Source organism: Caballeronia arvi (genome assembly GCF_001544695.2).
Lineage (GTDB): Bacteria > Pseudomonadota > Gammaproteobacteria > Burkholderiales > Burkholderiaceae > Caballeronia > Caballeronia arvi.
Window position 1 is genome coordinate 20,374 of record NZ_FCOM02000069.1, and the last position, 12,788, is coordinate 33,161.

The 12,788-nt window shown below is 56.4% G+C and carries 11 protein-coding genes; 4 read left to right on the plus strand and 7 right to left on the minus strand.

The window, feature by feature from the left end:
* Positions 1–15 precede the first annotated feature (15 nt).
* The 3 genes from AWB74_RS38030 to AWB74_RS38045 all read right to left on the minus strand — a co-directional run bounded on the left by AWB74_RS38030 (position 16) and on the right by AWB74_RS38045 (position 2,434).
* The gene (locus tag AWB74_RS38030; protein ID WP_087039421.1) at positions 16–498 is read right to left on the minus strand and encodes a response regulator; all 483 of its coding nucleotides are present in this window, start codon (positions 496–498) and stop codon (positions 16–18) included.
* A gap of 387 nt (positions 499–885) precedes the next feature.
* Positions 886–1,206, minus strand: a complete 321-nt coding sequence (locus AWB74_RS48785) for a PRC-barrel domain-containing protein (RefSeq protein WP_087039422.1) — start codon at positions 1,204–1,206, stop codon at positions 886–888.
* A gap of 1,024 nt (positions 1,207–2,230) precedes the next feature.
* Complete coding sequence (locus AWB74_RS38045) at positions 2,231–2,434, minus strand: cold-shock protein (RefSeq protein WP_061151745.1); 204 nt, start codon at positions 2,432–2,434, stop codon at positions 2,231–2,233.
* Between the two features lie 1,318 nt (positions 2,435–3,752).
* On the opposite strand from AWB74_RS38045, the gene AWB74_RS38055 reads away from it, so the two are divergent.
* Positions 3,753–4,595 (plus strand): hypothetical protein, encoded by an 843-nt coding sequence (locus tag AWB74_RS38055; RefSeq protein WP_235024835.1) that lies wholly within the window; start codon positions 3,753–3,755, stop codon positions 4,593–4,595.
* 1,725 nt (positions 4,596–6,320) lie between these two features.
* Here AWB74_RS38055 and AWB74_RS38060 read toward each other — a convergent pair.
* Positions 6,321–6,644: a DUF6723 family protein gene (locus AWB74_RS38060; protein WP_327363019.1), complete on the minus strand. Its 324-nt coding sequence runs from the start codon at positions 6,642–6,644 to the stop codon at positions 6,321–6,323.
* Positions 6,645–6,730: 86 nt separating this feature from the next.
* A complete protein-coding gene (locus AWB74_RS47040) occupies positions 6,731–7,393 on the minus strand; it encodes a hypothetical protein (RefSeq protein WP_200822093.1) in 663 nt (220 codons plus the stop codon).
* On the opposite strand from AWB74_RS47040, the gene AWB74_RS48790 reads away from it, so the two are divergent.
* The gene (locus AWB74_RS48790; protein WP_407642523.1) at positions 7,336–7,515 is read left to right on the plus strand and encodes a response regulator; all 180 of its coding nucleotides are present in this window, start codon (positions 7,336–7,338) and stop codon (positions 7,513–7,515) included. The two genes, AWB74_RS47040 and AWB74_RS48790, sit on opposite strands and share 58 nt — an antisense overlap.
* A 652-nt stretch (positions 7,516–8,167) precedes the next feature.
* On the opposite strand, the gene AWB74_RS38080 is transcribed toward AWB74_RS48790, so the two are convergent.
* Positions 8,168–8,563 (minus strand): helix-turn-helix domain-containing protein, encoded by a 396-nt coding sequence (locus AWB74_RS38080; RefSeq protein WP_061151749.1) that lies wholly within the window; start codon positions 8,561–8,563, stop codon positions 8,168–8,170.
* 594 nt (positions 8,564–9,157) lie between these two features.
* Between AWB74_RS38080 and AWB74_RS45965 the strand changes: the two genes are divergently transcribed.
* Together AWB74_RS45965 and AWB74_RS38090 are read left to right on the plus strand one after the other, a co-directional pair.
* Positions 9,158–9,637 carry a hypothetical protein gene (locus tag AWB74_RS45965; RefSeq protein WP_143749409.1) on the plus strand — a complete coding sequence of 160 codons (480 nt, stop codon included), beginning with the start codon at positions 9,158–9,160 and terminating at the stop codon, positions 9,635–9,637.
* 520 nt (positions 9,638–10,157) lie between these two features.
* On the plus strand, positions 10,158–11,111 hold the full coding sequence (locus tag AWB74_RS38090) for an IS5 family transposase (RefSeq protein ID WP_061151751.1): 954 nt from the start codon (positions 10,158–10,160) through the stop codon (positions 11,109–11,111).
* A 163-nt stretch (positions 11,112–11,274) separates the two neighbouring features.
* On the opposite strand, the gene AWB74_RS38095 is transcribed toward AWB74_RS38090, so the two are convergent.
* Positions 11,275–11,559: a hypothetical protein gene (locus AWB74_RS38095; RefSeq protein WP_143749410.1), complete on the minus strand. Its 285-nt coding sequence runs from the start codon at positions 11,557–11,559 to the stop codon at positions 11,275–11,277.
* Between the last annotated feature and the right edge of the window lie 1,229 nt (positions 11,560–12,788).

Consider the following 12,788-nt stretch of genomic DNA (forward strand, 5'->3'; position numbering starts at 1 on the left):
TCCGCGCCGCCTTTTTTAATTCATGCTTGTTGGAGTCGACTGCATACTGGGGGTCGCGCTAGGACGACAGTTACGCGGCGAGATGTCACGAGACACACACAAGCGTTGGAGGAACGCTAGAAGGCGGTCGGGCGCCGCGCCTTTTCTAAAGTATCCATCGAAGAGCATCCGTTCGCTGTTTCGAGTCACGAAGTCACCGTCCTTCGATGTGTACGCGCAAATGAACGTCTCGCACGATTTCGGATTACCTCGGAAGGCTCGAGCAGTCGCAAAGCCGTCACGTTGCGGCATCATCAAGTCAAGTAGCACAACGTCTGCTGCCCAGTAACGAAGGATTTCAAGAGCCTCGGCACAACCGCCCGCTACTCTTGTTTGAAGCCCGTTCAACGATAAACATTCAGCCGTGGCGACGGCAGCCCCTCGGTAGTCGTCGACGATGAGCACTCGCTCTACACGCTCGAGTCGACGTTGCGTCCAGTTGCATTGCTCTTGGACCATTGCTCCTCCGCGTGACTCGTTGCTGATGAAGACACGATTATGCGCGGTAGTCGTCACGTGCAAATGCCGTCGACCGCACACTGAGGGGCATTTGCGCGATGCACGGTGATTGGTGCGACTGGAGGGGCTTAATTATGCAGTTGTTTCGTGTACCGGTTGCAAGCGGCGGAGACAGCGACGGATTCGGCCCCATAGCTATCGAGTTCTGCGACAGCGTCGCCTACGAAACCCGAGGATGAGAGTGCCGAAGCCGGACTCTTTGAGAGCGTCGCTAATAGAAAGGGGCGTATCCACAGAGAGAGAGGGGCCTGATAGGCTCCGCCGCTTCATTGCCTTTAGGCCCGATAGACAGGCTTCGAGCGAAGCAGAAGAAGGTTGCTGCCGATTTCAGTATCGAACTTGCGCTATCAACTCTGCGGCCGCACGTTCTCCGCCCCCCCCGGGCTGACGACGCCGCTGGGAAAGTGTGGTTTGACCGCGCCCTGCAACACCTCCGTCAGGTCTTCCAGCGATGACACGCCCGCTGCGCATATCCAGCATGATGTCCTTGATTTTATCGATGTCTTCGCCGTCCGACGTGATAACCGTCGTACTGTCAAGTGTGGACGCTGCCATCACATCTGCACCAGGGCCGTCGCCCACACTACTGCCTACGATATTAGCGCCGCCTTGCGCCGCGCCTGAGCCGGTCAGGTTCGTTGTCGTCATGATTGTCGTCTCCCATAGGTCGCCCGCTCACTTGCTTCGTAAACTCACCGCTTCCGGCCCGCCGCAGCGGGCTGCACGTGGCGAAGGTGACTAATCGTGCGCGCAATGGGCATGCCGTCGTACGCCGAAGTAAGACTCATCTCCGATATCGGGAAGCGCGTCCAAGACATCCACCTCGCGCATTACATGTTTGCCTAGACCCGGGTCCCGGTCGCCGTGAAGCACCCGACGTCTGGTGCAGAATCGACAGCGTTGGGGCGTAATCCAAGCATTGACTTGCGAGGCCAGCGAGGGCGGATGCTGAATTCCGCGTTCGTCTCCGTTGCAGACTCAACCGACCTCGGATTTCACTCTCAGCGCCCTCCGCAGGAGAGTCAACCATTGATTCATCCTCAAGGGGACCCCACGGAGCACGTCCACGACATTCGTTGCTCGCACCGCAAATTGATACGCCATGCAAGCCTTCTAGCGTTTACTTCTGACCTTCATTTAAACGGGGTCGGCCTTTGTCCTGCAACGACAGCGACTCATTTGTGAACAACTGCGGTAGCCGGAGAAACCCCTATGAATTCGGGACCGCATTTGTTCCAAAATAAATAAACTAAATACCTGTTTATGCGACTTCGAGAGAGTCGTTTTTCCGGGCCTGTCGTCGGCTTGCGGGGGAGCAAATGAAAAGAACGTCGAGCCAAGTTCGCGGCGAATGGGCATGTAACGCCCTTACCCTTGACGGAGAAATCGAGCACTTGGAGCGAATTCTTGCGGGTGAAGGCGCGCATTCCACGTTCGCGCAAACTTATTGGCGCGAACGTGTAACGCAAGCATTAGAGACGCCGGGATTGATACCAGCACAGCGAGAAAGGCTTCGACGATTGCTTCGGCATATCGACGACCGGTGGCCCACGACCTAGCGTTCCGTTGCCGAAGCCGCATTCGTTGGATGACTCGCGGCGGAGAGCGATGCAGGACGCGGTTCGCCCTCTCTCGCGACGTCCACCACGAACGTTACACGACGAACCTTCTCTCAGGCGGGTTTAATATTAGACGCCTGCTTGCCTTTCGGGCCCTCCTTAACGTCGAACGTCACCCTTTGGTTGTCCTGCAGAGACTTAAATCCCTCAGCTCTTATTTCTGAAAAATGTGCGAACAAGTCTTCGCCTCCATCATCTGGACTGATGAAGCCAAAGCCCTTCGCGTCATTGAACCATTTCACTGTACCGGTTGCCATTTGTTTCCTCGCCTATGTCGAGAGTGGATTCGCGCAAAGAAGGTGTTCGACGCCGTCGAATCTGTCACGGCACTCATATACCAGCAAGACGCATGCAAGGCCTCGCTCGGCCACCGATTAGCAAGCACGCGAATTTGCGAACCTGCGTTAGTCCGCATTTCCTGCCAGCGTTCACTTGGAATGATGCTTGCGACCGCCACTGAGCAGGTCACAACTCACGTCGGTGCCGGCCACGCGCTGATGCGATTGCTCGCACCCCCGATACGAACGAGCGGATGCTTTAGATTGGGTCCTGCCCGCGACGGCTGACCTGGATACAGCGGATACGCTGTGGGCACCCTACTGTGTGGGATTTCGACTTCGCCTGTGGTCGACGGCCGCGTTCGACGACTCGTCTTTAACGCACGCTTCCAATGCAGCTATTGCTGCATTAGCTGCGGCCATAACTTCCTGGCAGAATTTTTATTTTGAACTGTGCTCAAGTCTTGCACATCCCCCGAAGGCGTTGACCTGCGCTACATCAGCGCGCGCTTGTGCGAGCGCGTCTGAGGGGGACCCACTATCGTCGACCATCCTAGCGATGTCGAAGACGGTTCCGGTCGGCAACTCTACGTAAGTCGGGCACGCCGCCTCGGCTATCAGAATCGAAATCGGCCCTGCAACGACCAGCGTGAAGATTCTCCCCAGGCGGACGATAATGAGATGCATGGGAAATCACCTCCCTGATTTTTCTCCCATGCCCTGATAGTCATGGTCATATCAATTGCACATCACTTTCCACGCTCGTCACCTAAAGGGACACTAGGATAGGGATGACGGTCGTTCAAGCTTCTTACTTCGCTATCCTGATGTCTTGCATGAGCTTCAACGTGTGCGCAGCGCAGTAACTGCGGTCGTGTCTAACAACCTAACGAATACTGACCGCCGAGATGCCGGGCTATCTGCAGCCGCGATGGTTACTTCAAAGAAAGACTCGTCTTCATAACGACATGCCCGTTTGTGAAAGAAATGGCCGCCACGTGCAGCCGTACAGTCGGGACGGCACCGGGTAGTTGCGCAACTCTAAGTGGAAGTGATTGGCGTTTAGCCAACCACCCCTCGTTCCGCATCGAGCGTTGCGAAACAATCCTCTTCGGCTGCAAATGAAATCCATCCTTTCAACCGGTTGCAATTGAACGACCACGAGCTAGGCTTTAGTCAGAACACCGCCGATGCGTAGGTTCCACGGGATGTCCAAAAGTTAATTTCCCGCGAACGCCTGGCGCCAATCAGAGACCCTTGACATGTCGCTGCGGACTGCGTGGAAGGAGAGCAACTTATGCAACAGCATGAACTTCTAGGCAGATTTGCAGGCTACCTCTCAGTAGCTATTGCCTTAAGTGGATGTGGTGGTGATTCCGGTGCGAGCTCCTATGGCAGCTCAGTGATTGCAGCCGCACGGTCTGATACCCAGGCAGCGCCGTCTGGTACCGTGAACGGGCGAATCTCCGAGTTCTTCTTTGTTTCGCCTCCGGACGAGGGCTTTCGAGGAAGGACGTATGCCGAGTGGGAGACGTCGTTTTGGCAATGGACTCTAAGTCAGCCGATAGGCGGGCCGTTTCCGCAACCGTTCGATGACTGCAATCGCCCCATCTCTGCTGCACAACGCGGCCCGGTTTGGTACTGGTCCGCGCCCATGGGTGCTCCTGTATCGTGCGACCAGACGGCAACACCAATCCCTCAAGGGACCGCGATATTTCTCACCATCCTCAATATCGAGTCGTCATCGCTGGACGACCCGGACATGCCACCGTTCCGACAACTCTCGGAGACTGGTCAAAGGGAGGTCGCAACCAAGTATGCGAGCCGCATCGAAAACGTGTTCTGCCGGATTGACGGAAATTCCGTGCCTAACCTGCCATCCTTCCTGATACAGACCAAGCAATTCTCGTTCGTTGCGCCGCGGCCATGGATATTCAATCGGAGTGGACTCGGTGGGCAAGGCACGGCCGTCGGAAGCGGCTACTTCTTGATGGTCGCCGACCTTTCTGCCGGCGAACACACCATCGAATATGGCGGCAAGTTCCATTTTTTGGATGGTGACTTCGGGCCCGGCTCGCTGGCGTTTGACCTCCCGCAGAATGTCACCCTTCGAATACAGGTCGGACGAACGCCACATTGACCGAGCTACGATTGACTAACTCCTCGCCCAATCCGGGCGCGTGGCAACGCAACCTGGATTGGTCCTGTGGCTGAATTGGTTGCAGCGGATAACGGTCTTGTTGCTGCGAGAGCAAGGTAACGCCAGTGCACCGTTGATGACTTCGTGACCCACTGCGAGCAGGCAACTCGGCGTCGCGCCGTTGCCGCTCGTGAGTTGCTGGCTTGAACGTGAAGCGATTCGCCAAGCGTTCGGCGCTACCGGCCCAGTCATAGCCAAATGAAACTCATCGCGTTTCCGCAAAAGCATCCGCGCAAAGTTAATGACATCTCGGCTACCGTTATGGGCAGCTTCAGGCTGACCCTCCCGGGCTGTCGATGGCCGCTCCGCTCACACGTCGCGTGTCAACGTTCGGTAAAAAGCACCGGCAACTCAACTAATTCTTTTCGTGACCTTTCGAAGCGACATGTATTTTTCGACGGATAGGAATATCGTTAAGCCAGCAGCAGTCGTATCGCTGTGTAATGCAAGTGCAAGGAGTTGACCATGAAGCTCTCTCTCATGACAGCGGCCGTAGCAGCGACATTTTCCCTCGCAGGCTTGGCTCAAGCCCAACAGTCCACAGACACATCGCAGTCGATGCCCGCGCAGGCTCAACAAAGTGGACAGACGTCGTCAGGAGATACTGCGTACGGTGGCGCGACCCCAACTCGTGTTGCGAGCGGAAAGTCGTCGACGCTGCCGAACAACTGCTCGCCGCAGCCGTTCTGCAACATCTACTCGGGAGGGCAATAGGCCAAAGCACCCCGCGGCCGAGGGCTCCCTCCGTACGTCCGCTTGTTAAGCCCTGACAGCAGGGCCCCACGCGCAACAGCCGTGTAGCAGCATTAGGAGTCCCCTTTGTCAGTGATGAACGGGCTCTTTCCGTTTGGACGCGCGCCTCCAGCGATGTCCAACAATGCCGCCATCCTTCTTCCCTACACGAATTTTGCACGCTCGTGGCGCTCCGAATCCCCGAAAACGTCGTCGCGCCATCCCTGCCAATCGAGTCTGATTTAATCTGCCGGATGCTCTAATCGTTCTAACTGTGCGCCGACCTTTCTACAAACCATAACCCCTATACAGGCGGTGAAAACGGTTTTCCACATAGTGTGTGCGCGAGAGCCCCGGTTGCTTCACTGTCGAGCTGAAGCCATCGCTCGGGGGTCTGTAGGACTTCAATGCGCCGGTCAAGGCGATTTGAATGTATCTTTCATCGCCATGACAAGTGGAAGGTTGCACAATCCCGCCTTCAATTAGTACAACCGATGTATCCTGAGTTGCAGCCAAATCCCGTTCGGCGATTCCACCAACAGACTGCCTCACCATCGGTGCAAACGAACATGCTGCCAACGGTGTCGCATTGGACCGCAGTCGGTCGACCCGCGTTTACAGCCGAACTGTTTTTGGTCAATTCCGGGCCAGACGATGCGACTGCGGCTTCTATCTCTGCGCGGACCCTCACCCTTCCGTCGTTTGGCTTCTTGGTCGCAACGGCGGGTGCGACGCTACACGCAGATACAGACACAGCTACGCAAATGAGAATGGGCGCTCGACCTCCGGTCCTCGAAATTACAGCCTCCTCCTTGTCCCAAACAGATACCTGTGCGCCTTTCTTGCTGCGCCAATAACAGTCGCCAAGAATGCAATTGTATGCCTGCCCCCGCGATAAGTTGCCTACGCGGGAGAGTAGGTCAAATACGTCGTCTATAGTTCAGGTGCACGAAGGTCGAGATGCACGATTTCAAGCCCGCGCAGCATCGCGGCCTGTTTTGCCGCGTCTTTCGTATCAAACGGACCGATTTCTTCCGCACCTTCAAACGGAAAAAGCAGTCGTCCGTCAGTCAGGCGGACCACTTTCAATGTACCCATAAACCGACCGCTGCTGCCGGGGCGATACGACGCATAAACCTTGTAATCGTCCTCCGAGCGCCCCGGAGTCGGTTCGGGAGGCTTCGTCGGGAACAGTACGAGCTTCGGGCGACGGTAGCCGTAATTATCCATGGTAATGACCACACGGGAAGCGAGCATGTGAAAATAGCCACCGTTGTAAAAGCAATTGTTGCACCATCTCGCCCGAATTCGGCGTATTGCCTTCTCGTCGTCATGCTCATGCGCTACTTCTGGACCGTTCCCTGCCTGATGCCGACGGCCGTAACCTGTCCACGAAACTTGATAGCCGGAGTTCGAGCGCGCGTTTTACCGCCCTTACCGGTCACACAGAAGTAGTCGGCAAAGTGATGCCCGGCTTCGACGGTTGCGCCTTCTGGCCCATCAGCATCGATGAGTTGGAAGAGCTGCTCACCCAGAGCCCTTTGCCGACTTAAGAATTGGACGATTGCCTGAACGATGTCGACCGTGAGCACTCGCTCAACAATGCTCGCGCGCTGGGTTAACCCGAGCGCCCTCGACGCTTCTGAACCGCTAGATGCCGGACGGCCTTGTGCCCGTCCGCGCCGCATGCGTTGTTCGAGTGGGACCTTCGCGACCAGCGGAATGTTGATTGCTACGAATGTCACATTGATTATTTTCTGACGCTCACGCAATCGCTCTTGCTTGTCGAAGATAACCCGTTCGACTTGGACCTCGCGTTGATTGCCCTTGAGTGCTGCTCGACGTACTGCACCGTCGGCACCGCTCGCGACGGCGAGGAGGCCCTCGCTTATTTGCGGCGCGAGGGATATGGAAACACCGCCGCAGCAAGGAACCTGCGCTGATGTTGATGGACCTACCAAAGGTAGCCAGTCTCTACGTCCTTCAAGAGATTCGCCGCACGCCAAGCATCTTTTCGCTGCCAGTCGTCGCATTGACATCCTCACGCGAATCACAGGACCTGCGCCGGGGCTATGAATTAGGCATCAACGCATTTGTTGTCAAGCCGGTGGGATTCACTGAATTCTAAAAATGATGGCGCTCCTTGTAAGTTTGTGGGTGCGGACAAACCGGAGACCGCGGAACTCAGGGGCAACCAGCCACCCACTGTGCCGTATTGAGTGCACTTCGCCGCTCGCCGACACGCAACATGCAAAAACGATACGAGTAAACAACCCTTGCTTTACGGACGACCATGGCCCGCCCACGATTCACTAACATTATCAAAGAGCTAATTATCCGGAGACGCCATGCGACCGAAATCCTCTGAGGCAGACTCCGTGCTAGCGCGAGCGCTCGTCGAACGGCTGGTAAGATGCGAGGAATCCCTGTGCAGGCAGAATGCGCTGGTGGAACAGTTAGCAGCCGATAAAAGATGCGACGCGGTACATATCGGGACGCTTGCAAGTATCGAACTAACGTACGAGTTGCTGTTCAGCTTGTGGACGCGCGCCTCCTCATCGGCCGCTGCCAGCAATGCCGCTCTATCGCCCTCACTCCGGAATCGATAGTGCCAAAGATGTAAGTGACCGTGTATCGCGGCGGGCGTGCCATCGAACAAATGCATCACTTCTTTCGCCACCTTTTGGCCGCGTCTACGAAGTCGCATAGGAGACGGCCTTCCCTCGTCGCCCGGCGGCAACGACCGCAAAACCTTAGTGGTAGGTGTCTTCGGCCAACTATCACTCAAAGAACCGCTGGCCCAGTCCCAGTTGCTGCACTATCTCCCATACATACACACGGGAATAACTGACCCCATACTGTTTTTCAATCAAGGCCCGAACCCTCGCATTCGACCATCTCTCTGATTCGAACCCGAACTCAGTTGCTGGCCGCTGCAGCGCCGTTGCGAGCCATTTGCGCGCTTCGGCGTCCAGCGCCGAAGCCCGTCCGCCCAACTTCAGCTGTTTCAGCGCATCAAGGCCATCGGCGTGAACCAGCGCCTCGTAACGCCGGACCGTCTGCAAACAGAGGTGAAGCTCGTCAACGATTTGTTTAATCGGAACCCCGTCGAGAATCTTCCGCCCGGCCTTCAGCCGCCGAGAAACGCTAGGAAGGTTTTCCTCAGGCGCACGCATGGCGTTCCCCTCTTAGGCCGGCGCAACAATGTACTGATGGCGCGCAAAACTGTTCGGCGTACCGATGACATACTTTTCCTTCAATAGCGGTTTTTGGGCAAAATGGCGAGGACACCGGCGGAGATTTTCCGCTTGATTCAAGCCAAGAAACACGTTATTAACGGCGCCTCCGTTAAAGACTTTACCGCACTCACGCTCGTATCGGCTTAAAAATGCCTTGCATTTGGCCATCCGTTTGCTATCGTTTTTGTTGTGTCGACGTGAACTCTCTCGCGTTACCCACCGCTTCGCTACCTCGCTCGCTCGAGTGACGGACACTCCGACATTGAACGCCGTTTCTCCGCAACGGCGCCCACCAATTTCTTTGTACGTCTGCATGGGACGTGCCAAAACAGGCGCGGGGATGCGTTCGCAAGTGTGAGCGTAAGGCGCATCAAGCCGTCGTCATTGAGCAGGTAACGCCTCCATCGTGCGGATTGAATCCACCCGTCGATTCCGGCCGGCTACTACGAGAAACGGTTAGGCCGAACATTTCAGTCGAGACATAGTCAACGCTGGGCCCCTCACCCTACCAAATGAACGCCGGAGCGCAATATGGACCACACTAAGGTGACGGAAATTGCGGGAATGCTTCAGCGAGCTGCGACCCGGCGGACGGTTGTCGGTTATCAGCGATTCCACGGCATGTTTTCAATGAATGAATCCATCGATTACCGATACCGCGTGCTCGAGGAAGCGGCAAAAGCTCTCTGCGACCCGACCTTGCTGGACTATGGCTGCCTAATGGCGCTAGCAAATGGACTGCCCGGCGACGACTTCTTTCTAAGGTTCAAGCGCTTGCGTCCGGCAGAGTATGCGGCAGTAATGGGCTACTCCTCCTCAGGGCGCTCCAACAAGAAACGAAGACAGATTGCGGAGCCGGAGCGCTCTCGAATTTACGAACACGCTGTTTTAATCGAGGGCTGCCGGGCATACCGGCCAGCGCCCGGAAATGCCGCTCGTTCCTCGACCTCAGAAAGAGGTAGCTGCGTTTGGACTCAAAGCGGTCAAATGAGCCATTCTCCGAGTCCGTGATGAGCACTGTCCTACGATACTGGACGCGAAGCGCGCAGGGTCGCGATTCGGGGGAATCGAACATGGCTGCCGTCGATGCTCACGGTCGTCTCCGCCATTCATCAAGAAGCGCGCGGAGCTCTGCGCACAGTGCATTTCTTTCCGCTCGCGACGGCGGACAGGGTCCGTTTTGTAGCGTTATACGTTGGGATTGCCGCCGCCCTTTTGTTCTTAATGCCAGTTCTCATCTATGAGGCGACAATGTTTATCCGGGGCGGCGTGCGGAGACGCGCGCGCTTCGAGAAGGGGCTCGCCAAGAGAATACTTACATGAGTTCGCGGCGATGAGTTCCTGCTGCTCGCAGTCTACAGCAGCGGGGAGACTGAGTTGCGTGAACTCGCATCGCGTTTAGCTGCAGACGTCCGCGAAGTCACAGAAAAGAGTTGGGCGGGCGTTTTCCAGTTAAGGAACATCTGCAAAACCCCTGCTATAGTGATGATAAGGAGTACTGCTATGAAAACAACGACTTGGAGGTATCACGATGACGCAACTTCATCTCGGCTTGGACCTGTCAACCAAGCGGACGCGTAAGCGGGAGTTTCTGGACGAGATGAGACGAGTGGTGCCCTGGGCGACGCTGATTGCATTGATCGAGCCGCATTATCCGAAGGGGAAGACCGGTCGTCCGCCATTTCCGGTCGCGACGATGTTGCAAATTCACTTCCTCCAACAATGGTTCGGTCTGTCGGATCCAGCGATGGAAGAAGGCCTCTACGATGTCCCGCTGTATCGCGAATTCGCAGGCCTCGATGGAGGGATGGCCCGTCTTCCAGACGAATCGACCATCTTGCGGTTTCGGCACCTGCTCGAAGCGCATGGCATCGCTGCGCAGATTCTTGCGGTCGTCAATGAGATATTGAGCGAAAAGGGATTGATGCTTAAGGCGGGTTCGGCTGTCGATGCTACGTTGATTGCAGCGCCCAGTTCGACCAAGAACGGCTCGGGCACACGTGACCCGGAGATGCAGTCGACCCAGAAAGGCAGGAATTGGTACTTCGGTATGAAGGCGCATATAGGCGTGGACGCAGAATCAGGCCTCGTTCACACGGTCATCGGCACGGCGGCTAACGAGCACGACATCAATGCGGCCCTTGCGCTGTTGCACGGTGACGAAACGGATGTCTACGCTGACGCCGGATACCAGGGCATCGAAAAGCGTAAGCAAACGGGCTCTGCTCGATGGCATGTCGCGATGCGGCCCGGCAAGCGAAGGAAATTGAACTTGAAGGATCCTCTCGATGCGATATACGACAAGATCGAACGATTGAAAGCCGGCATTCGTGCAAAGGTCGAACATCCGTTCCGAATCCTCAAGCGACAGTTTGGTTACTTGAAGACGAGATACCGGGGGCTGGCGAAGAACACCGCTCAGATCACCACATTATTTGCGTTGGGAAATTTATGGATGATGCGCAAGGCGCTGCGCAAAGCGTAGAACACACCGCAGGTTGAACATGCTTTCGTCCTCTCGATGAGAGGTCACAAAGTGTTGGCCCATCGCCTCTGTCATTGACGAACCGAGCTGGATAGAAAAGCTGCCCCAAGGCATACATGGTGCGCAGGCATTTGAAACCGTGTTCTGCAGAGCGTCCTTAACGTTAGCATATCGGCATTGCGACACATCCCGACACCGCGAATTCAATCGAGGGCTTGCTCGACGCTGCCGATGCAGCGATGTCCGGCGCCAAGCTAGCAGGCATCCAGAGATGGATACGTTCAACGAAGCGCCGGCGATGCATCAGCCTTAAGTCGCTTTGACTGTCGACATAAGCGAACTCGTCCGTCACCGCGCTGGACCGCATCCACGTTCCTACCGAAATCAGCCAACTCAATTTTCGATAAGCATTCAAATGTCGGATGAGGCCGCGACGGTCGGTGCTCATCGATTTCTGCTTCGGCGGGCTTCTTGAATCTTTGGCAGGGGGCGGAGCACCCGGCGCATTTGTGCGGTGATGCTGATTGCTGTGGATTGGACCCGGTCAAGGCGGCTGCAACCTGCCTTCACGAGGTTTGACATATTGCTTGTACATCGCCCGCATCATCTCCCGGCGCGAGGTCGGCCGAAACGTTGGCTAGCGCCCGTTTCGCAAAAAATGCAGAAGTAGGAATTTGAATAACAATACAGACGTGCGCTTCGCGAGTTCTGACAGCATCCCGAAAGCGAAATTACGCTAGCTCGCAGAACTTGCACGCGGTAAAGACGCATTGAACTTTCTGCACGCCCTAGAGGCAACTGCCCAAGGTTTCGGGTTCAAGGCTGGCGGGAGTTAAAGCGCTTCTATGAACAGCGTGCGATTGAGAAGGCTGCGCTTCCCGAGGAAGTGCTAGCGTATGACCGAGACGTCTCGGACGAGGACCGTTCGTCGCGGCTCCAAAACCAACGTAGCGCGGTTCAGCGGTATCTAAAGTGTGAGAAGAAAAGGGCGACCGAGTTCGTTCGGATATGGGGCCTCACAAGTTCGCACGCGACCGGTTCTTCGAACCGCAAGCAGGAGGCGCGCTTAATATCCCATCAGAGCGGCGTGCAAACCGAACCGCGAAAGCCCCAAGTAGAAAAGTCTGAATCGATACAATCGCACGGCGTTACGCGCGACGCGGCGCAGCGCGCATCGAAGCGACCGACACGTCGACCGCCTCGCGAGACCGGTAGGACGCACGAATCTCGACGCCAGAATCCTCGCGAGGATTTTGCGGTCAAACTCGTTTTCGACCCGACCCGCTGGTTTCGACGGTGTTCCTGTCTGGGATGGATGGCGCGCCCGAACGACGCTGCGCGTTACGGAAGAGGGGCAACAGGTGCAGCGGGCTCGAACTCGCCCGCATCACCAGAACCCGCAGAACAGCCGACCACGTCGGCCGAATCCGCTGCAGACCAACACGTTCCTCGCTCGCCGGGATGAGCGCTCGTTGCCTCAGGTGCGTGAGGATGACGACTACACGGCCCACGGGCCGCGGGCCGGCCTTTCGACTGAAGTGACATACAAGAAGCGTCGAGTTGTTGAAGGACAAACCTGAGGAGTCACCTTTCTCAATCCTCCGTAAGCGTCTCGCCGTGGCCGTTCTGGCGTGCTGATTGAGATTTTGGGTAGTTTGGTATCCACCAAATTATGGT

Bases quoted from the DNA above. Each gene is read 5' to 3' on its own strand.
- AWB74_RS38095 (WP_143749410.1), bottom strand. From the start codon at position 11,559: ATGAGCACCGACCGTCGCGGCCTCATCCGACATTTGAATGCTTATCGA.
- AWB74_RS45965 (WP_143749409.1), top strand. From the start codon at position 9,158: ATGGACCACACTAAGGTGACGGAAATTGCGGGAATGCTTCAGCGAGCT.
- AWB74_RS48785 (WP_087039422.1), bottom strand. From the start codon at position 1,206: ATGACGACAACGAACCTGACCGGCTCAGGCGCGGCGCAAGGCGGCGCT.
- AWB74_RS38060 (WP_327363019.1), bottom strand. From the start codon at position 6,644: ATGCTCGCTTCCCGTGTGGTCATTACCATGGATAATTACGGCTACCGT.
- AWB74_RS38030 (WP_087039421.1), bottom strand. From the start codon at position 498: ATGGTCCAAGAGCAATGCAACTGGACGCAACGTCGACTCGAGCGTGTA.
- AWB74_RS48790 (WP_407642523.1), top strand. From the start codon at position 7,336: ATGGACCTACCAAAGGTAGCCAGTCTCTACGTCCTTCAAGAGATTCGC.
- AWB74_RS38055 (WP_235024835.1), top strand. From the start codon at position 3,753: ATGCAACAGCATGAACTTCTAGGCAGATTTGCAGGCTACCTCTCAGTA.
- AWB74_RS38080 (WP_061151749.1), bottom strand. From the start codon at position 8,563: ATGCGTGCGCCTGAGGAAAACCTTCCTAGCGTTTCTCGGCGGCTGAAG.
- AWB74_RS38090 (WP_061151751.1), top strand. From the start codon at position 10,158: ATGACGCAACTTCATCTCGGCTTGGACCTGTCAACCAAGCGGACGCGT.
- AWB74_RS38045 (WP_061151745.1), bottom strand. From the start codon at position 2,434: ATGGCAACCGGTACAGTGAAATGGTTCAATGACGCGAAGGGCTTTGGC.